At 71.9% G+C, this 19,868-nt stretch carries 18 protein-coding genes and 1 tRNA gene; 10 read left to right on the forward strand and 9 right to left on the reverse strand.

All coding sequences use genetic code 11. The features are described from left to right. Positions 1-895 precede the first annotated feature (895 nt). The 4 genes from ACU616_RS09745 to ACU616_RS09760 form a co-directional block, all read right to left on the reverse strand. Entirely contained in the window at positions 896-1,534 is a 639-nt protein-coding gene (locus ACU616_RS09745) for a GntR family transcriptional regulator (protein WP_446758269.1), read from the reverse strand. Between the two features lie 389 nt (positions 1,535-1,923). Beyond that, the gene (locus ACU616_RS09750) at positions 1,924-2,844 is read right to left on the reverse strand and encodes an ornithine cyclodeaminase family protein (protein ID WP_446758270.1); all 921 of its coding nucleotides are present in this window, start codon (positions 2,842-2,844) and stop codon (positions 1,924-1,926) included. Between the two features lie 718 nt (positions 2,845-3,562). Next, the gene (locus tag ACU616_RS09755; RefSeq protein ID WP_446758271.1) at positions 3,563-4,168 is read right to left on the reverse strand and encodes a dihydrofolate reductase family protein; all 606 of its coding nucleotides are present in this window, start codon (positions 4,166-4,168) and stop codon (positions 3,563-3,565) included. 153 nt (positions 4,169-4,321) lie between these two features. Next, complete coding sequence (locus tag ACU616_RS09760) at positions 4,322-4,648, reverse strand: plasmid mobilization protein (protein ID WP_446758272.1); 327 nt, start codon at positions 4,646-4,648, stop codon at positions 4,322-4,324. A gap of 427 nt (positions 4,649-5,075) precedes the next feature. On the opposite strand from ACU616_RS09760, the gene ACU616_RS09765 reads away from it, so the two are divergent. The 4 genes from ACU616_RS09765 (at position 5,076) to ACU616_RS09780 (ending at position 8,543) form a co-directional block, all read left to right on the forward strand. Continuing rightward, on the forward strand, positions 5,076-6,425 hold the full coding sequence (locus tag ACU616_RS09765; protein WP_446758273.1) for a TrkH family potassium uptake protein: 1,350 nt from the start codon (positions 5,076-5,078) through the stop codon (positions 6,423-6,425). A gap of 25 nt (positions 6,426-6,450) precedes the next feature. Next, complete coding sequence (locus ACU616_RS09770; RefSeq protein ID WP_446758274.1) at positions 6,451-7,143, forward strand: potassium channel family protein; 693 nt, start codon at positions 6,451-6,453, stop codon at positions 7,141-7,143. A gap of 417 nt (positions 7,144-7,560) precedes the next feature. After that, positions 7,561-7,953: a hypothetical protein gene (locus ACU616_RS09775; protein WP_446761466.1), complete on the forward strand. Its 393-nt coding sequence runs from the start codon at positions 7,561-7,563 to the stop codon at positions 7,951-7,953. Further along, a complete protein-coding gene (locus ACU616_RS09780) occupies positions 7,950-8,543 on the forward strand; it encodes an IS630 family transposase (RefSeq protein WP_446761457.1) in 594 nt (197 codons plus the stop codon). The genes ACU616_RS09775 and ACU616_RS09780 overlap by 4 nt, the downstream gene beginning before the upstream one ends. Positions 8,544-8,552: 9 nt before the next feature. On the opposite strand, the gene ACU616_RS09785 is transcribed toward ACU616_RS09780, so the two are convergent. Then, a complete protein-coding gene (locus tag ACU616_RS09785) occupies positions 8,553-9,074 on the reverse strand; it encodes a pyridoxamine 5'-phosphate oxidase family protein (protein ID WP_446758275.1) in 522 nt (173 codons plus the stop codon). Next, positions 9,071-9,769 carry a hypothetical protein gene (locus ACU616_RS09790; RefSeq protein WP_446758276.1) on the reverse strand — a complete coding sequence of 233 codons (699 nt, stop codon included), beginning with the start codon at positions 9,767-9,769 and terminating at the stop codon, positions 9,071-9,073. Before ACU616_RS09790 ends, ACU616_RS09785 begins: the two co-directional genes overlap by 4 nt. A 37-nt stretch (positions 9,770-9,806) precedes the next feature. On the opposite strand from ACU616_RS09790, the gene ACU616_RS09795 reads away from it, so the two are divergent. The 5 genes from ACU616_RS09795 (at position 9,807) to ACU616_RS09815 (ending at position 14,008) form a co-directional block, all read left to right on the forward strand. Continuing rightward, positions 9,807-10,966 (forward strand): IS3 family transposase gene (locus tag ACU616_RS09795; RefSeq protein ID WP_446761467.1). Its coding sequence is split into 2 segments (ribosomal slippage): positions 9,807-10,080 and positions 10,080-10,966, totalling 1,161 coding nucleotides; the frame shifts between segments, so codons are not numbered across the junction. 200 nt (positions 10,967-11,166) lie between these two features. Next, entirely contained in the window at positions 11,167-12,042 is an 876-nt protein-coding gene (locus ACU616_RS09800; protein WP_446757353.1) for a transposase, read from the forward strand. 155 nt (positions 12,043-12,197) lie between these two features. Then, positions 12,198-12,797 carry a SixA phosphatase family protein gene (locus ACU616_RS09805; protein WP_446761468.1) on the forward strand — a complete coding sequence of 200 codons (600 nt, stop codon included), beginning with the start codon at positions 12,198-12,200 and terminating at the stop codon, positions 12,795-12,797. 474 nt (positions 12,798-13,271) lie between these two features. Beyond that, positions 13,272-13,685, forward strand: coding sequence for a DUF6640 family protein (locus tag ACU616_RS09810; RefSeq protein ID WP_446758277.1), 414 nt, complete (start codon positions 13,272-13,274; stop codon positions 13,683-13,685). A gap of 236 nt (positions 13,686-13,921) precedes the next feature. After that, positions 13,922-14,008, forward strand: a tRNA-Ser gene (locus tag ACU616_RS09815). A 37-nt stretch (positions 14,009-14,045) separates the two neighbouring features. Here the strand turns inward: ACU616_RS09815 and ACU616_RS09820 are convergent. Continuing rightward, positions 14,046-16,001 (reverse strand): methyl-accepting chemotaxis protein, encoded by a 1,956-nt coding sequence (locus ACU616_RS09820; protein WP_446758278.1) that lies wholly within the window; start codon positions 15,999-16,001, stop codon positions 14,046-14,048. 212 nt (positions 16,002-16,213) lie between these two features. On the opposite strand from ACU616_RS09820, the gene ACU616_RS09825 reads away from it, so the two are divergent. Continuing rightward, the gene (locus ACU616_RS09825) at positions 16,214-17,899 is read left to right on the forward strand and encodes a purine-cytosine permease family protein (RefSeq protein WP_446758279.1); all 1,686 of its coding nucleotides are present in this window, start codon (positions 16,214-16,216) and stop codon (positions 17,897-17,899) included. 53 nt (positions 17,900-17,952) lie between these two features. On the opposite strand, the gene ACU616_RS09830 is transcribed toward ACU616_RS09825, so the two are convergent. Together ACU616_RS09830 and ACU616_RS09835 are read right to left on the reverse strand one after the other, a co-directional pair. Further along, positions 17,953-19,062 (reverse strand): NAD(P)/FAD-dependent oxidoreductase, encoded by a 1,110-nt coding sequence (locus ACU616_RS09830; RefSeq protein WP_446758280.1) that lies wholly within the window; start codon positions 19,060-19,062, stop codon positions 17,953-17,955. A gap of 227 nt (positions 19,063-19,289) precedes the next feature. Further along, a complete protein-coding gene (locus tag ACU616_RS09835) occupies positions 19,290-19,868 on the reverse strand; it encodes an LOG family protein (RefSeq protein WP_446758281.1) in 579 nt (192 codons plus the stop codon).

Consider the following 19,868-nt stretch of genomic DNA (forward strand, 5'->3'; position numbering starts at 1 on the left):
TGCTGGACCGCCACCGGCTGTGTCGGCAGGTCCGAGGCGCAGTCGTGACGGGTGGTGACCTGCGGGAACGCGGCTGTGTGGAAGTGGGCTCGGCGCCCACCGTGGTCGCGCCCCAGGCAGACCGATCGCCGGGTCGTTCCGACGATCACCGGACTCGACCAGCGGGATCTGCAGGCGTCAGCTGGATCTGATCGAACGCTGCTGCAGTCGGGGATCGGGACGGCCGCCGCTCGCACGCTGCTCGGCATCGGCCGCAGAGGCCCCTGTCGCGTCGACGGCTCGAGCTGCGGCGGACGGTGGAGGACGAGCTCGAGGTGCAGTGGAGCTCGGCGCGGATCGCCACGCACCGCGGGGAGCCCGTCCCGAGCGGCCGACTGCTGTCTCTCTGACGGGACGATCCACCAGGCGCTGCTCCATGGCGCCCGCCTCGGTCGTGTGCTCCGGCGCGGCTGATCGGTCAGCGCCCGGTCGTCGTCGAACACCGTGCCCGGATCAGGACCGGGAGGGTGACCTCATCGTCGGCCGGATGAGCCGTTCGGCGATCGACACCCTGCTCGACGGACGGACGGCTGTCTGCGGCTGGTGCCTGAGACCTGACGACCGGGGCGCGCACCGACACTCCCGCGGCGGACGGGCGGGACGGCCGACCAGCTGCGACCGCGCGGCCTGCCGCCCTCGCACCCGTCGTGGAACGGGGACTCCGATGAGCTGAGGGCCTGGTGTGACGTTCTCACCTGCTACGACCAGCGCCCCATGCCGGGGAGTCGGGGGAGCCGGCCAGGGGCGCGACCCAGAGCTCCGGCCTGGCAACGTGGTCCGGTGCGCCCACGGCTGCCGGCCTCGAGCCGCGCATCTCGGCCCAGGCGGTCGCGACCAGGACGTGCTGTCGCTCGGTTCAGCCGGCCTCCTCCGTCCGGCCCGCCCAGATGCCACGGCTGTGGGTGAGGTGCTTGCGCACGAGTTCAGCGGTCAGCTCGGCGTTCCCCGACTCGATGGCGTCCACGATGGCGATGTGCTCCTCGCCGGAGTGGGTGAGCTCGCCTCGGTCTGCCAGTCTCTGCAGGCCCTGCATGCGGGCCTGGTCACGCAACTGGCCGACCAGGGCCACGAGACGCTGATTGCCCAGCAGTTCGAGCAATCCGAGGTGGAACTGCCGGTCCAACTCGAGGAAGGCGCTGAGGTCTCCGTCGCGTGCGGCATCGGTGACCTGCTCGGCGAGCTGCCGGAACCGCGGCAGGATCGCCTTGTCCACGACCTGAGCGACCTCGGCCATGGCCGGCACCTCCACCATCGTGCGCAGGCGGAAGATCTCGTCGAGGTCGTGGTCGCTGAGCACCGGGACCCGGAATCCGCGGTTGCGGATGACCTCCACCATGCCGAGATTGGCGAGATCCATGATGGCTTCTCGGACCGGGGTGATCGAGACACCGAGTGCTGCGGCCACGTTGATGACGCTCTCCACCCGCCCCGGTTCGATCTCCCCCAGCAGGATCTGGGTTCGTACCGCCTCCCGTGCCTGCTCCCGGAGGCTCACCGACCTGAGCTGGGGACTCGGCGCGGACGGCGCTGCCCGGCGGGAGACGGTCATACCTCATGCATAGCACGGGGTGAACAGGTCGGCGGGCAGTCGTCGGCCGGCCTGTCGCAGGGGGTCGGCCAGGCGGCCTGACCGGTCGACGTGCGACACGAGTGCTGGTGTCCAGCTGGAGACACCGCTGGTCTGTCAGTGCCCGCCGTGCGGAGCCGTGCTGCGGTCGACGCCGTGGTGACCCCCACGAGGCCTCACAGGACGAGCCGCACGGCCTCTCGCGCCTCGGCAGGAGCCGTCACCCCCGTGCGTGGCGCCAGTGGGATCGGCCTACACGCCCGCGCGCAGAGCGCGCCATCGGCGAGCACCTCGAGCAGTGGATCCTGGCAGCCGACTCAGGGGAGGAACTTGTCGGCCAGGAGGTGGGCGATCGCCCAGTCCTGCACGGCGACGCCGACGGTCTTGAACACGGTCCGCTTGCCGTATTCGGCGGAGGTGGCGGTCAGCGCCGCGCCGAGCTCCGTGAGAGCGTCTTGGGTGATGGCACCGGCCTCCAAGGCATGGATGATCTCGCCGGACTCCTCGAGGATCGCCTGCATCTCATCGACGACAACGGTGCTCGTGGCGAGCAGCTCGTCAGGGAGTTCTCGCATCGTGGGGCGGTAGGCGCCGATGGCGTTGACGTGCACGTGGGCCGGCAGCGCCGACTCAGGGAAGAGCGGGCTGGTCGCGTTGGTCGCGCAGCAGACGATCTCGGCCTCTCGGACGGCTGACTCCGGGTCGGTCGCCGCGCGGAGCTCCACCCCTGCCAACTCGGGTGCGAGTCCGTCGACGAGGGCGTGAGCGCGTCGCTCGTCGGTGTCCACCACTGTCAGCCGGCGCAGCGGTCGGACCGCGTGGACAGCGCGGACCTGATCGGGAGCTTGTCCGCCCGCACCGATCACGGTCAGCCGAGCGGCCTCAGGAGCGGCGAGCAGATCGGTGGCAACGCCAACGGCCGCGCCGGTGCGCAGCGTCGTCACCGCTCCGGCATCGGCGACCAGGTGGTCCAGGCGGCCGATCTCGCTCCAGACCACGGTGCCCGAGATGGCGGGCTTGCGCTCGAAGTTCACGCTCAGCGTCTTGATCATGGCGGACGCGGTGGACCGGTGATGAGCCGACATGACCAGGAACTGCCCGTTCCGCAACGCGGTGCGGGTGGGCATCTCGAACTCTCCGCGGGCGAGGTCGATGAAGCCGCGCCGGACGGCGTCGATCGCCTCGGTCATCGTCACGGCCTCGCGGATCGCACGCTCGTCGAGGGTGGTGGTCTGCATGGCACTCCGCCTCGTTGTCGGGTCTTCCTCGACCGCCTGGCGCCAAGAAGGGCTGCTGTGAGGTATTACACCTTGCGCAAGAGGGAAGGTGCAACTGCAGCGTCGAGGTCAACCTGCAGGATCGTCGATCCGCGAGTGATCGGGAGCACGGTCTCGTGTCCTCGCGGGTCCTCGATCGATCGCGTCGGCCATCGAGCGGGGTCGGACGATGGGTGACCCCTCGCGGCCGCTCATCGTGGCTCACCTCGTCAATCCGATGGTGGGTGCGACCTCGTCCTGGGGCTTCACAACCGACGGGGCCCGCCGGTGGGCAGGGGAGCCCTGGCGGGGGAGCGGGCGGCCCCGGCACTCGCGACGACGTCAGGCGGCGAATCGCCTGCTGGGAGGGCGCGCATAGCGGCCTAGCGCGGCGGTCTCGAAACCACTCGGGGCTGCGCATAACCGCAGCTCAGAGTCTTGTTTGAGTGGCTCGACGGGGCGGCGTGCAACACATGTGCAACATCGGATCCGGGACCGTCGACGGAGCGGGGGGCTCCGGATCGTCACTGCTGGCCGGTGGGAGGCCCTCCTGGGGGATGTCCGTGGGCCGGCGGCAGCGACACGTCCCGCAGCAGCCGTGGCGGTGCTGGGGCCGGTCTTCGTCGTGTGGCTCAGAGGTTCAGCAGGTAGGTCACGGTCGACGGGCTGGCCGGTCGTCCCACCGGCGGACGGGGGGACGTCACGCAGGGGCGCCGAGCGGCGGGTGCTCCAGCACGCGGGGCCTGTACTCGGCCAGCAGGATGCGGCCGTCGAAGGTGCGGCGCTCGATCATCTCGAGGGCGACGTCCGGATAGCCGTCGTAGATGCGTTCTTCGCCCGTGGCCCCGGTGATCACCGGGAACATCCCGACCCGGAAGCGGTCGACGAGTCCGGCTCGGAGCAGGGACCGGCACAGGCTGAGGCTGCCGATCGTGCTGAGGAGCCCCGAGCCGTTCTCCTTCATGGCGCGGACCGCCTCGACGGCGTCGCCGCGGACGAGCGTGCAGTTGGCCCACGTCAGCGGCTCCTCGAGTGAGGAGGAGAACACCACCTTGGACGCTTGCGTGAGCTCGTCGACGGACGCCACTTCCTCGGGCCTGAACTCGGCTTGGCCCTCCGGGACCTCGCCGGCGGCGAAGCCCGACATGAGGCGGTAGGTGTTGGCTCCCATCAGGTAGGTGGCCTCGGGCTGCTCGCCGAGCCAGGCGAGGTACTCCGGGCCCTCCAGGCCCCAGAACCCGGGCCATCCCTCTCCCGATGCGTAGCCGTCGAGGGAGGTGATGAAGTCGACGAGAAGCTCCGACATGGCCGGTCCTTTCCTCGGGTGTCACGAGCTCTGACCGGCCGGGAGCCACGAGCTCATCGGCCGCGCTGTGGGTGACGAGAAGCCCATCGCCTCGTGCGGACATCTTCTCGCGAGGTTCTCCAGTTCAGCGCCGGCGCGGCGCGTGCGGGCGGATCAGCCGGTCGCTCTGCGGAGGTCGTCGAGGTCGCGGGAGAGGTTGTCGACCAGCCGGGACACCTGCCCGCGATCCAGGGGAGGCGCTCCGTCCGCCAGGGCACAGCGGCGGATGTAGGTCGTCGGCTTGACTCCGGCGGCTTCAGCTCGGGCACGGACGGCAGCGATCTCGGCTGCACTGAAGCGCACCGAGATGGTCACGTCGAGGCGGTCAGCGGTCCGGTCGGCGGGCAGCCGTGTCGGCTCGCCCCACTGCGCGTCGGCGTGGTGGGCGTCGTAGTGGTCGGCGAGCTCGCGGTCGGTGGCGCCGGGACCTGGCTCGGTCATGGCTCCTCCCATGCATTGATCGGTCGGATGCTGCGGCGGCCCGCGTCGTATCGGGCAACGACGGTTGCCTGCTTGACGCCGTCGGTGCGGTCGGTGAACAGGACGCGGTCGGGATGCTGGCGGTGTGGCGCACCTCCGTCACCGAACGACAGGGGCGCCGGGTACCCGCCCGCTCGGTCGGTCGGTCGCGTACCGGGGCTGGCTCGAACAACGCGAGAGAGGGGTAGCTGTCGCCTACCGGAGTGAGCACTGCGAGCAGCAGCGAGTGCTACGCGCCTGTGTCCTCAAGCGGCCCACCCAGGGACACTGGAGCAGCGCAGTTCCCGGCGAACAGGCCGACTCGTCCGTCGCCCGCTGACCTGTGCATATGGGGTCAGCGGGGGCCGGCCTCCACGCATACTCTTCGCGTGCCGCGCCGGAGCTCCTCTTGAGGCCCCGCCTGCTTCACCTGCCTCGACCCGCGCGCCCTGCGCAGGTCGTCGTCCTCGCCTTCGCGGTGGCGGTAGCGGTAGGCACCCTGCTGTTGCTCCTGCCGGTGTCCCGGGCCGACCCCGGCGGTGCGCCGGTCGTCGACGCGCTGTTCACCGCGACGTCCGCGGTCACGGTCACGGGCCTCAACACGGTCGACACGGCCACCTACTGGTCCGGGTTCGGTCACGTCGTGGTCCTGCTGCTGATCCAGATCGGTGGCTTCGGCATCATGTCGTTGGCGACGTTGCTCGGCCTGCTCGTGTCGCACCGGCTGGGGCTGCGGATGCGGCTGACCACGGCGGCCGAGACCAAGATGCTCGGAATCGGCGACGTCCGGCGCGTCCTCGTCGGCGTCGCGCGCACCAGCCTGCTCTTCGAGGCTGCCGGCGCGGTGGTGCTCAGTGTCCGGTTCGCCACTGCCCACGACGAGCCGGTGGGCCGCGCATTGTGGCTCGGGCTCTTCCACTCCGTCTCGGCGTTCAACAACGGGGGGTTCGCACTCTTCAGCGACGGCCTTATCCGCTTCGTCACCGACCCGGTGGTGACCCTCACCGTGTGCCTGCTCGTCATCGCGGGCGGACTGGGCTTTCCAGTGATGTTCGAGCTCTACCGGCTGTGGCGGAGCCCGCGCCGGTGGACCATGCACACCAAGATCGTGGCGCTCGCGACGTCGGTCCTCCTCGCCGCCGGAACGCTCGCGTTCCTGGCGCTCGAGTGGAGCAATCCCGCCACGCTCGGCCCGCTCGGCGTGGGCGGCAAGGCGCTTGCCGGCTTCTTCCTCGCTGTGATGCCGCGCAGCGGGGGACTGCACTCCGTGCCGACGGGTGAGCTGCACGCCGAGTCCCTGCTGCTGACCGACGTGCTCATGTTCATCGGAGGTGGCAGCGCCGGCACAGCGGGCGGGATCAAAGTCACGACCTTCACCGTGCTGTTCTTCGTCATCCTCACCGAGATCCGCGCGGACCGCAGTGTCGTCGCCTTTCACCGTCACATCCCGTCCGATGCCCAGCGGCAGGCGCTGACCGTCGCACTGCTCGCGGTAGCGGGCGTCTTCGGCGGCACAGGCGCGCTGATGGTGCTCACGCCGTTCTCACTCGATCAGGTGCTGTTCGAGGTCATCTCGGCGTTCGCGACGGTGGGGTTGTCGACCGGGATCACCGGCGACCTCGGAACGCCCGGCACCCTGTTGCTCGTCGTGCTCATGTTCACCGGACGCCTGGGGCCCATCACGCTGGCGTCGGCGCTGGCCCTGCGGGCACGTCCCCGTCTCTACGAATTCCCGCAGGAGCGCCCGATAATCGGCTGACACGACCACCACGAGGGGAACCAACATGCCTGAGCGCTTCTCTCTCGGCAGACAGAACGGGTCACGCGGCGACGAGACCGTCGCCGTCCTGGGCCTGGGTCGCTTCGGCAGCGCGGTGGCGCTCGAACTCATGGCGTCCGACGTCCAGGTCCTCGGCGTGGACTCCAGCGAGCGGACAGTGCAGGACATGAGCACCAAGTTGACGCACTGCGTGCGCGCCGACAGCACCCACGAGGACGCGCTGCGGCAGCTGGGCATCCAGGAGTTCGAACGGGCGGTCGTCGGCATCGGGACCAGCATCGAGTCCAACCTGCTCACAACGTCCCTGCTCAAGACCTTGGGCGTTGACAACGTCTGGGCCAAGGCGATCAGCTCGGCGCACGGGCGCATTCTCGAGCAGCTCGGCGTCGACCACGTCGTCTACCCCGAGAACGACATGGGCCGCCGGGTGGCACACCTGGTCATGGGTTGCATGCTCGACTTCATACAGTTCGAGCCCGACTACGCGATGGTCAAGACGGCCCCCCCGACCACGATGCTCGGCAAGCCGCTGGCGGAGACCGGAGTGCGCTCCGGGCACGGAGTGACGATCGTGGGAGTGAAGCGCCCTGGCAGCGCCTTCACGCACTGCACCGGGGAGACCGTTCTCAGGAGCGGCGACGTCGTGATCGCGTCCGGTCTGCCGCGCGCGGTGGAGAAGTGGAGCGAGCTGGGCTGAGTCGACCGAGGCCGCCATTGCCGTAGCGGCGGCAGTCGCTCGCCGATCGGGATGCCCGGACGCACGCCCGGGTTGTTCCGGCCGCTCTCCGTGCAGTTGGCCATCCGATCCTCGGTGGTGGAACGCGGGACTCTCGCCCTCGACGTGGTCCTCCTGCTTCTTGGGATCCTCGAGGACCGGCGCACCAGCAGGAGGCGGCATCGTACTGAACTCGGTTCCCGCCGACTTGCCCCCGCGTCGCCCTGAGCGGCCTCCTTCGAGACACCCGCGCGTGTGGGGCCGCACCAGCCGATCCGGAGGCTGAGGCACTCCGTACGACTCCCGATCAGTGCGGTCAACAGGAGCGCCCTCCGCCGTGACTCACAGCGGTGTGCTGGTTGCTTGGTGGAGTAGGCCTGAGGCATGCGGGCGTACTCGATGGATCTGCGTGAGCGGGTCGTTGCCGCAGTCGATGGCGGGATGACCCAGGAGCAGGCGGCAGTGACCTTCCGGGTGTCGGTGAACACCGTGGGCCGATACCTGGCCCGGCGGCGGAACATCGGCAGTCTGGCCCCGACCGCGCAGCGGCACGGGCCGGTGCCGGAGAAGAGGCAGCAGCTGCAGGCCTGGCTGCCGGATAGGCTGGGCGCGGCGGCCGATGCCACCCTGGCCGAGCATGTCAGCGCCTTCGCCAGCCAGCGGGGCGTGGTGGTGTCGGCGGCGACGATGTCGCGGGCGATCGCCGCCCTGCCGGCCGACGATCCCGATCAGGCGCTGACGCCGCGCGGACGGCGGCGGCGGCCGGGCCGGCCGCTGAAGTCAAAAGCCTGAGCGCCACCGAGCGCGACGAGACCGCGCGCGCCCGGTGGCATCGCGAGGTGGCTACCACCGACGCGGCCCGGCTGGTGTTCGTCGATGAGTGCGGCACGCACATTTCGATGACCCGCCGCCGGGCCCGCGCTCCGCGGGGCACCCGGGCGGTCGGGGCGGTGCCGCGCAACCGCGGGCCGGTGACCACGTTGATCACCGGGCTGGCGCTGTCGGGCATGAGCCCGGCGATGACGGTGGAGGGCGGCACGACCGCGGCGGTGTTCGCCGCCTATCTGCAGCAGGTGCTGCTGCCGGCGCTGCGGCCCGGGCAGGTGGTGGTGGTCGACAACGTCGGCGCGCACAAGCCTGAGCGGATGCGCGCGCTGGTCGAGGCCGCGGGATGCCGGCTGGTGTTCCTGCCGGCCTACTCGCCGGACTTCTCTCCGGTGGAGGAGGCTTTCAGCAAGATCAAGGCCCTGGTGAAAGCCGCCGGCGCGCGCACCCGCGCGGCCCTGGACGCGGCCATCGCCGTGGCGCTGGCCGCGGTCACCGCCACCGACGCCGCTGGCTGGTTCGCCCATGCCGGCTACTCCACCCACCAAGCCACCTGAAGACCGCTGTCAGAAGCGGTAGGTCGTCTGGCCGTGCCCGTCGCCGAAGGCGATGACCTTGTCCGGGGCGACCCGGTACACCCATGCGCCGCCGTGCGTGCTCCCACCGGAGTCGCTCAGCTCGACGAATTCCTGGCCGCGGACGTCGAACTTCCAGTCGTCGCCGTACTTGGCGAACCAGGCCGTAGCCAGCGTCCGCAACTCCTCCGCATCCGTCACACGCACCGCGGTGCCCTCGACCACGACGTCCTTCCCGCTGTTCCAGCCGTTCGCCCCCGTGCTCCCGGTCGTCACCGCAACGTGCGCGTTGACGTCCAGGTTGCGCTGCTTCTGCTCGTCGGGGCCCGTGCAGAACGCGAACGCGCCGTCCTGCCAGACGCCCACCAGCGGCACCGCGTGCGGACGACCGTCGGCACGGACGGTGATGATCCAGTAGAGCTGCGCATCCATCAGCAAGCGCTCGATGGCGGCCCACGGTGGCGGGGCCGCCGATGCATCGCCGTACCTCGGGTCGATCACTCCGGTCGTCATGTTGGATCCGACTCGGTCCGGGACGGCGACTCATCGTCCCCATGCGCTGTCACTGGCGCGTCGAGGCGGGTCGCGGTGGCCTGGTAGCCGCCGCCGGGCCACTCCCACCGCCCCTCGATCGTGCCGGCGTTGCGGTCGATCGTGCCGCGGAAGCGGGCTGGGGAGTCCTTGGACCCGTGCCAGATGGTGAGGTCGTCCCCCTCGATCTGCCAGAAGTACTCGAGCGCGAACGAGCAGAACGGGCCCGGTCCCTCGTGGCTGAAGAACATGGAGCGCAGCATCTGCTGGGCGTGGTCGTAGCCGATGTACTCGGCGCCTTCGTGCTCGTCGCCGTCGATCCTCGTCTCCTGCACGAGGAAGTGGCCGCCCGGAAGCCAGCGTCGGGTCACCATGCCCGTGAAGGGCGAGCTGCCATCGAGGTCGTGGCCCTCGATCCGCCAGGTGCCTTCCAGCACGTCGAGTTCGCGCAGCTGCGGGTGAGGCCGCGGAGCGCTGGGCCCGATCCCCTGCTCGGTGTGATCACCCTCGATCATCACGGCGATCCCCTCAGGCGGAGGTGTTGTGGTGGGCGGCAGCTTGGACTCGCGGGCCAGGCAGAACTCATCGCCGCGACGTCCGTGCACGAAGGCCGTCAGCGCGATACGACCGCCGGGATGCTGGAGATCGGTCGGGACTGCTGCGGCTCGGGTTGACACCGCTTCTGTGGGACGAGGTCCCGCGGAGAGGATGTCGCTGTGCCGGAAGTTCCCGCCGGAGTCCAAGCGTGACGTCGTGCGGGTCGCTCGACGAGGGGACCTGAGTCAGGCCGAGGTCGCTGCCGACGTCGACATCTCGGTGGAGCCGGTGCGCCGTTGGGTCCGCCAGGCCCACATCGATGACGGCGTGGTGGACGGGCAGACCAGCAGCGAGCACTCCGAGCTGGTGCAGCTGCGCCGCACGCTGCGCCGGCTGGAGATGGAGAACGAGGTGCTGCGCCGGGCCGCGGCCTACTTCGCGCAGGACTCGCTCCCACGATGAGCTACCCGCTGGTCCATGACCTGGCCGCCGAAGGCATCCCGGTGCGGCTGACCTGCGGGGTGCTCGGCTCCAGCCCGCAGGCCTGCTACGCCTGGCGCGCTGCACCGATCGACCGGCGCGATCTCGAGGACGCCCGTCTGATCAACGCCCTCATCGACGCCCACGGCGACGATCCGGAGTTCGGCTACCGGTTCCTGGCCGATGAACTGCAACGCGCCGGCCTCATCGCTGGGGAGCGTCAGGTCTGGCGGCTGTGCTCGCAGCAGCGGCTGTGGTCGGCCACGGTGCGCAAGGGCCGCCGAGGCAGCGGAAAGCTGCCCGGCCCGGCCGTGCACGACGACCACCTACAGCGGGACTTCACCGCCGCCACGACCCATCAGGTGTGGGTCACCGACATCACCGAGCACCCGACCGCCGAGGGAAAGATCTACTGCTGCGCGATCAAGGACCTGTTCAGCAACCGGATCGTGGGCTACGCCCTCGACGAGCGGATGACCGCGCAGCTGGCCGTCACCGCGCTGCGCACCGCGGTCGCCCGGCGCCGACCCACCGGAGTCGTCGTGGTGCACTCCGACCACGGGTCGCAGTCTTGTGCCCGGACCTTCCGCGCGGTCCTGGCCGCCGCCGGGTTGCAGGGCTCGATGGGTCGAGTCGCCGCCGCCGGGGACTACGCCGTGATGGAGTCCTTCCGGGCCCTGCTGCAGAAGAACGTCCTCGACCGGCGACGCTGGCGCACCCGCGACGAGCTCCACAACGCAGTCGTGCTCTGCATCGAACACACCTACAACCGGCGCCGCCGGCAGCGCGCACTCGGCAAGCTCACCCCGGTCGAGTACGAACTCGCCTTCACCAGCCCGACCACTGCCGCAGCATGATCGGTCCCGACCATCGTCAACCGAACCTGCAGCGGTCCCGGGGTCATGAAAGGGTTCAAACGGGCCCTCCGGTGGCTCCTCCAGACCCTCTCCTAAGGCGCGTTATGTGGGTTGCCCGCGGCAACTGATGGCTTGACATGAGGGCGCCTCTGCGGAACGTGGCGGTTGTCGAAGACCCCTCGTCCGCAGAGGCGCCTCTCATGCTGCCCACCGAGAACCTCCTCGTCCACGTCTACGTGCTCGTCGACGACGCCATCGCCGCCGCAGAAGTGACCATTCCGGTGCGGCCGGGTCCGGCGCCGGCCTGCAGCGACGCCGAACTGCTCACCATCGCGCTGGTGCGCCATCTGCTGGGCCGGCGCAGCGAAGCCGGGTTCCTCGCCGAGGTCGCCCGCGACTTCGCGCACCTGTTTCCCCGGCTGCCCCACCAGTCGGAGGCCAACCGGCGCATCCGCTGGCTGTGGGCGGCCTTCGAGCAGCTGCGCGCCGCGCTGGTGGCCCGGTGCCCGCTCGATGACTGCGCCCAGATCGACACCAGCGCGCTGCCGGTCAAGCACCCTTCCCGGGTCCGCGGCCCCGATGGCTGGGTCGGCCCGCACGAGCTGGTCGCCGGCTTCGGCCGCGACGGCGCGCACGGAGAGTGGTTCTACGGCTTCCGGCTGGCCGTCCGCACCGATCTGGGATCGCGGCTGGTGCGCGCCTGGAGCATCGTGCCCGCCGCGGTCAACGAACGCGACGTCGCGACCGATCTGCTCGCCGCCGGGCCAGCACCGCGTGACCTGCTGGTCGACAAGGGCTTCACCGGTCGGGCCTTCACCGCCGCCTGCGCCGCCCGCGGCACCGCCGTGCTCACCCCGCCCACCAAGGCCCAGCGCCCGAACATGCCCAGCGCCCTGCGCCAGGTGATCGCCCGCTGGCGCAACCACATCGAGGTCACCTTCGGCGAGCTCACCGACCGGATGGAGCTGGCCCGCCACGGCGCCCACACCTTCTGGGGCCTGCTGACCCGCACCGCCGCCACCATCGCCGCGCACACCCTGCTACGCGTTCATTCCACCGACCTCAGGCTGGCGTAACCCAACCCACATAACGCGCCTAAGGCCTCGCAGACGGCTGACCTGCGGTTGGGCGTGGAGCGGGTGGCCGGGATCGAACCGGCACGGCCAGCTCGGAAGGTGTCTCGAGCTTGAAGGCGGCGGAGCTCGCGTAGATCCCCGGCATCGCCGTGTCGATGGATGCCGGACGGCCGCGCCCGGCGGCCGAAGCTCTGACGTGCGCCCCGTCACCGGCTGAGCGACGCGTGGATGGGTGCCAGACTCGGCCGGTGCCGCCGCGTCGACTCCTGCTGATCCGCCATGCCAGGGCTGCCGGCGGCCCGGTCGACCTGGAGCGGCCACTGACTGCCGAAGGCGTCCAGCAGGCTGCGGCGCTCGGGGCCTGGCTGGAGCACGCCGGTCTGGTTCCTGAGCGGGTGCTGGTGTCCCCTGCCCGCCGCGCGGTGCAGACCTGGGAGCAGGCCGGCGCTGCAGTCTCATCGAGAGTGCAGGCGATCGGCGACGCGCGGATCGGCGACAACACCGTCGATGCGCTGCTCGCGGCTATCCGGGAGACCCCCGAGCACGTGGCGTCGGTGGCCGTCGTCGGGCACAACCCCTCGATCGGTGAGCTGACGGGCGTCCTCGACGACGGTCGGAGCGATCCGGAGGCCCGACGTGGCGTCGAGTCCGGGTTCCCGGCCGGGGGTGTGGCGGTGTTCGACCTCGCCGTGTCCTTCGCCGCCGTCGGGCCGGGCGCGGCGACGCTGAGGGACTTCAGGGTGCCCAGCGACTGAAGGGTCAGGCCCACGTCCGCCCCCGCTCATGCGGGACGAGGAAGCGCCGGGCGGAGGAGATGCGCCGAGGACCCGGTTACCAGCGCGGCGTGCCGCGGTCACCATGCACTTGGCCGTGACGTCCGGCCGTGCCGCCGAGTCCGCAATCGGTCCAGGAGTGGCCGTCGAGCGGAACAGCCAACGCTGACCGATCGCGCCGCCACGTCCCCCGGCGTGCCGATGCTGGATGACCGTCCCCCGAGGAGGTGCGAGCGTCCCACCTGTCGGCATCTGGGTGCGAGGCCGTCCGCCCCCTGGTGTCACAGGTTCGGCAGACCCGACGCTGATGCAGCAGGCCGTCGCTCCTCGGTGGGGCGCGGCATCGGCAGCCTGCCCGCATCCTCGCCCGCCCGTGGTGGGCCACGATGAGGGCGGCACCGAAGGCCGCGCCCGCAGCCCCCACTCGGAGGTGGCGACGCGGAGCGAGGAGGAGCGATGAGGACGAGTCGGCTGGTGCTCACCGGCGCCGCGGTCGGCACGATCGTGGGCACGGCGCGCGCGGACCTCAACGCCACCCATGTGTTCAACCCGGACTGGCCCCCGCACGCCCGCTTCCACGGCGCCGCCGGCTGGGGCACGGTCGCCGGCGCCCAACTGCTCGCGCTGTGGCTGCTGTGGCGACCGGCGTCCTCCACCGCCGAGCAGGACCTGGCGGCCAGGACCGCCGCGCTGCTGCCGGCGGTCGCGTGGGCGCCCTTCTTCGGCGCGCTGGCCACGCCCGGCACCGCGGTCGAGGACGAGCCCGGGCACCTACCGCGCGTGGCCGGCGTGCCGCTCAACCTGGTTCCCGCGACCCTCGTGCCGGCCGTGGCGGCCCTCGGCTACCTGCTGCACCGCCGGGGGCTGTAGCCCATCCACGCCGCGCCGGTCCGTCACCGCCGGAGCTCTGCAGTCCCGAAGTGTCCTCACTGCTGTGGCGGGCGACTGGCTCACCGCCGGTCCGGGAGCATCCGTAGCATGGCGCTCGCGTGCAACATCCGTGCAACATGCAGCGGCACAAAGGGGTCTCCAGGGGCCTCCTGCGAGTAGTGCCGGTCGCATGGTCAAGCGGCAGAGATGCAGGTCAGGCGGCAAATCGCCTGCTGGGAGGGCTCGCATAGCGGCCTAGTGCGGCGGTCTTGAAAACCGCTATGGGGTCACACCCATCGTGGGTTCGAATCCCACGCCCTCCGCTCCGTCCCGCCCTCCGGTGCTCCCCGGGCGGCGTCGTCAGACCCTGAACTGCGACACCAGCCGGGAGAGCTCGGCGGTCACCTCGGCCACCCCGTCGGCGGCCGACCGCGCCTGCAGGGCGTCCTGTTCGGTCTCGGTGCTCACCGTCGAGACGGTGACGACGGCGTCGGCGATCGACCCGGTGCCCTGGGCGGCCTCGGTGACCCCGCGCGACATCTCGCTGGTGGTCGCGGTCTGCTCCTCGACGGCGCTGGCGATCGTCGTCTGGTAGTCGCTGATCCGGGTGACGACCTCGTCGATGCGGGCGATCGCGGCCACGGCGCTGTCGGTGTCGCCCTGGATGGCCTGGATCCGGCGGGTGATGTCCTCGGTGGCCTTCGCCGTCTCCTGCGCGAGGTCCTTCACCTCGGTGGCCACCACGGCGAAGCCCTTGCCCGCCTCGCCGGCGCGGGCGGCCTCGATGGTGGCGTTGAGGGCCAGCAGGTTGGTCTGCTCGGCGATGCCCGTGATCACCCGCACCACCTCGCCGATGGCCCGGGACGAGTCGCCGAGCCGGGCCACGGTCTGCTTGGTCGACTGGGCGACACCCACCGCCTCGTCGGCGATCCGGGCCGCCTCGGAGGCGTTCGAGGCGATCTCGCGGATGCTCACGCCCATCTCCTCGGCCCCGGCGGCGACGGTCTGCACGTTGCGCGAGAGCTGCTCGGCGACGGCCGACACCTGCTGGGCCTGCGCGCTGGTCTGCTCGACCGACCCCGCGAGCCGCCCGGAGACGCCGGACATGCCCGCCGAGAGCTCCACCAGCGACCCCGATGCCCGGCCGATGCCCGTCACCGTCTCGGCCACCTTGGCCACGAAGCGGTTGAACGCCGCGCCGAGCCGGCCGATCTCGTCCGTGCGGGTCTCGTCCACCCGGGCGGTCAGGTCACCGTCGCCGTCGGCGATCTCCTCCATCCGCGAGCGCAGCGCGTCCAGCGGCGCGACGGTGCGGCGCGCGACGAGCAGGGTGGCGCCGGCGGCGAACAGGAGGGTGATCAGCGCGCCGACGAGGATCGTCGTCCGCAGCCGGTGGGCGTCGGTGAGGATCGCGTCCTCCGGGATCTCGATCAGCACCGCCCAGTACTGCCCGTTCCCGACCTCGATCGGCGCGGCCACGGAGACGGTGCGGCCCTGGTCGCCGTCGAGGGTGCGCTGCACGACCTCGCCGCGCTCCACGGCGGCCGCGGCGATCTCGGCCTCCGGGCCCGCGACGGCGGAACCGGCCTCGTCCCCCGGCCGGTTGCTGCCGACCACCAGCCCCTGCGACGACACCAGGCTCGCGGAGCCGACGTCGTACGGGCGGATGGCGCCCACCTGCTCCTGGATCGCGGCCAGCGGCACGTCGACGCCGGCGACGCCGATCGCCCGGCCGCCGACGGTGACGGGGGTGGCCAGCGAGGTGATGAGGACCTGCTCGCCGGCCACCTCGTAGAGGTAGGGCTCGATCGCCACCGACCGGCCGGTGTCCCGCGGGAGCAGGTAGTAGTCGCCCGCGCCGGGGGTCTCGTAGTCGACGAGGGCGGTCACCGCGATCGTGCCGCCGTCGCGGTACCAGTAGGGGACGTAACGGCCGCTCGCGTCGGTGCCCGCCGTGCCGGCGAAGGCCTGGTCGGACCCGTCGAAGGCCTGCGGCTCGAAGGCCGTCCAGGCCCCGACCAGCGCGGGGTCGGCGGCGAGCAGCCGCTTGAGCAGGGCGTCGGCGTAGGGGCGCTCGCCCCGCCGGCCCTCGGTCTGGGCGGCCAGTGCCTGCGCCAGGGACTCGGCGGTGCGGCGCTGCCGGCCGAGGGTGGCCTCGACCTGGTCGGCCTGCTCGACCGCCACCGCCGTGGCGTTGCGCAGGCCGTCCCGCTGCGCCTGGCCGGTGGCGAGGGTGGCGATCACGGCCACCAGCCCCGCCAGGGTGACGGTGAGGACGGTGACGATGCTGACCACGAGGCGGGTCTTGACGCTCACAGGACGCTCCCAGCAGGACGCGCGACAGAGGCTGTGCACCCTGTACATCGGCCGCCCGGGGGTGAGGTTGATCGCAGTCGGCCGCGAAGTGTCCGCGGCCGCCGTCGGGCGACACACCGGTCACAACACCGAGTCAACAGGGAGGTCATCGGGGGGCAACACGGCGTCGTCAGGCTCGCCGGGACGTCCAGGACGGCCCACGGGGGAGACGCGTGACCCAGAGCGAGCTCGACGAGAGCACCACCACCACCACCACCGCAGCGGTGCCGGCGGCCGGGCGCGGGACACCCTCACCCGACGCCGCGACCCGCGAGACCCTCGAGGACTACACGCTCCGGTTCGCCCCGCGCAGCTACCGGCGCTGGTCGACCGGCGTCGTCGCGGTCTCGGCCCTGGGCGGCATCGCCTACCTCGCCGACTTCGCCATCGGCGCCAACATCGGCATCAGCTACGGGACGACGAACGCGCTGTGGGGCATCGCCGTCTTCGCCGTCGTCGTGATCCTGACCGGCTTCCCGCTGGCCTACTACGCCGCTCGCTACAACCTCGACCTGGACCTGATCACCCGGGGCAGCGGCTTCGGCTACTACGGCTCGGTGGTCACCAACGTCGTCTTCGCGACGTTCACCTTCATCTTCTTCGCCCTCGAGGGCTCGATCATGGCCCAGGGCCTGCGGCTGGGCCTCGGCGTCCCGCTGTGGCTCGGCTACGCCGTCTCCACGCTGGTCGTCTTCCCGCTGGTCGTCTACGGCATGAAGGCGCTGTCCACCCTGCAGGTGTGGACGACGCCGCTGTGGCTGGTCCTGATGGTGGTGCCCTTCGCCTACCTGCTGATCAGCCACCCGGAGTCGGTGTCGGCCTTCTTCGCCTACCGGGGCGAGGACGGCACCGGCACGCCCGACGTCGGCTCGGTGCTGCTGGCCGCCGGGGTCTGCCTGTCGCTCATCGCGCAGATCGCCGAGCAGATCGACTACCTGCGCTTCATGCCGCCGAAGACGCCGGAGAACCGTCGCCGCTGGTGGACGGCGGTGCTGCTGGCCGGGCCGGGCTGGGTGCTGTTCGGCGCGGTCAAGCAGGTCATCGGCCTGTTCCTCGCCGTCTGGGTCATCGCGACCGTCGCCGACGGCGCCGCGGTGGCCAACCAGCCGGTGCACCAGTTCCTGGAGATCTACCGTGACCTGATGCCGGCCTGGCTGGCGCTGACCCTGGCCGTCGTCCTCGTGGTGATCAGCCAGGTGAAGATCAACGTCACCAACGCCTACTCCGGCTCGCTGGCCTGGACCAACAGCGTCACGCGGGTCACCGGGCGCTACCCGGGCCGGCTGGTGTTCCTCGGGGTCAACCTGGCCGTCGCGCTCGTGCTGATGGAGGCGGACATGTTCGCCTTCCTCAACACGATCCTCGGCTTCTACGCCAACTGCGGCATCGCCTGGATCGTCGTCGTGGCCACCGACATCGCCGTCAACAAGTACCTGCTCGGCCTCTCGCCGAAGCAGCCGGAGTTCCGCCGCGGCATGCTCTACGCGGTCAACCCGGTCGGCTTCGTCTCCATGCTGGTGGCCGCCGGGGTCTCGATCGCCTGCTTCTTCGGCGGGCTGGGCGCCACGCTGCAGCCGTTCTCGCCGCTGGTCGCCATCGGCCTGGCGTTCGTGCTGCCGCCGCTGCTGGCCGTGGCCACCCGGGGCCGCTGGTACCTGCGCCGCACCGACGACGGCATCGACCTCCCGATGCTCGACGAGCGCGGCAACCCCTCGGACGCCGTCCTGACCTGCCACGTGTGCCAGCAGGACTACGAGCGGCCCGACATGGCCACCTGCCCCACCCACGGTGCGCACGTCTGCTCGCTGTGCCTGTCCACCGACCGCGTCGGCGACCACGTGCTCCCCGCGCAGCGTTGACCTCAGCGCAGCGTTGACGCCAGCGCAGCGTCGACCTCAGCGCAGCGCTGACGTCAGCGCAGCGTGCGGGCCGCCGCGGCGAGGGTGCGGGCGGTGAGCCGGCCGTCGGCCAGGCCGAGGGCGACGACGTCGTCGAACACCGCCTGGTCGGCCGCGGCGGCACGGAAGGCGGCGTCCATCACCCGCGGCCACCGGCTCACCCACGACGCGGCCGAGGCCGACCGGTGGTGGGCGCCCAGCCGCCGCCGCAGCGCCCGCCGGTGCGCGGCACCCGCACCGGCCCCGGCGATCGCGGCCCACCCGGCCAGCGCCCCCGACAGGACGGCGTAGAAGATCCCCTCGCCGGTCATCGGGTTGATCAGCGACGCGGCGTCGCCGGCGAGCAGCACCCGCCCGTCGGGCTGGCGCGGGCGGCCGGTCGACAGCGGCAGCCGGTGCGCGCGCAGGCCCTCCGGTGCCACACCGGGCAGCAGCCGGTGCAGCCCCTCGACCAGCGCCGCGCGGGTGGCGCCGCCGCTGACCAGCTCGCCGTAGCCGACGTTGGCCCGCCCGTCGCCGAGCGGGAACGACCAGGCGTAGGCCGGCCAGCGCTGCTCGGTGGTCACCAGCACCTGCGTGCCGGCCTGCCCGGGCAGCTCCGGCGAGTAGCCGCGCAGCGCCACGGCCATCCGGTCGTCGCGGTTGCGGGGCAGGCCCAGCGCCCGGCGGACGACGGACTCCGCGCCGTCGGCCCCCACCAGCACCCCGGCCCGCAGCACCCCGTCGACGTCGACGCCGTCGGGCCCCGCGGTCACCGCGCGGACGGCGTGCCGGCGGAACCGCACGCCGCGGTCGAGCGCGGCGGCCAGCAGGCGGGCGTCGAACACCTCCCGCGGCACCACCGACGACGGCCGGGAGGTGGCCCGCTCGACCGTCACCCCGCCGGGCGAGCGCAGCGAGAGCCTGGGTGCGGGCGGGTAGCCGACGGTGAGCGCCGCGACGTCGACGCCGAGGCCGGCCAGCACGTCGAGCGCCTCGGGGGCGATGCCGTCGCCGCAGACCTTGTCGCGCGGGAAGTCCGCCCGGTCGAGCACGAGCACGGAGGCCCCGCCGCGGCGGGCGGACAGCGCCGCGGCCGCCCCCGCCGGGCCGCCGCCGACGACCACGACGTCCCAGCGCTCCACGACGGCGACGCTAGGCAGCCGCCCGGCGGGCGGCCAGCCGGGGCCGCCGGCCCGGTCCTGTCGGTGCCCGGGCGCAGGGTGCCGGCACCAGCCGAGAGGAGCCGCCCGTGTCCGCGTCCACCGACGAGCGCGAGGTCCTGCTGCGGGTGCTCGCCGACCAGCGCACCGCCGTCCGCACCGCCCTGCTCGGCCTGACCGAGGAGCAGGGGGCCGGGTCGCCGTAGCGGTCAGGGGCGGGGCGGGGCTCCGTCGGCCCACTTGCGCGGCGGGTGCTGGTAGCCGGCGACGAAGCCGAGCAGGCCCGCGGCGTCGGTCACCACGCCGAGCGCGTCGAGCCGGCGCTGCTCGAGGTAGCCGTCGTCGGCCATCCGCCGCAGCTGGCCGAGCAGCGGCTGCCAGAACCCGTCGACGTCGAGCAACGCCACCGGCTTGGCGTGCAGGCCGAGCATGCCCCAGGTCCAGGCCTCGAACAGCTCCTCGAGGGTGCCCGCGGCGCCGGGCAGCGCGACGAAGGCGTCGGCGAGCTCGGCCATCCGGGCCTTGCGCTCGTGCATGGAGCCCACGACCTCCAGCTGCGACAGCCCGGGGTGAGCGACCTCGTCGTCGAACAGGTGCTGCGGGATGACCCCGACCACCTCGCCCTTGGCGGCCAGCGCGGCGTCGGCGACGGTGCCCATCAGCCCGACGTGCCCGCCGCCGTAGACGACCCCGACCCCGGCCTCGGCCAGCCCGGTGGCCAGCGCCGCGGCCGCCTCCCGGTGGGTGCCGGGTCCCGGCCGGCTGCCGGTGAAGACGGCGATCCGCAT

The organism is Geodermatophilus sp. URMC 62 (assembly GCF_052931475.1).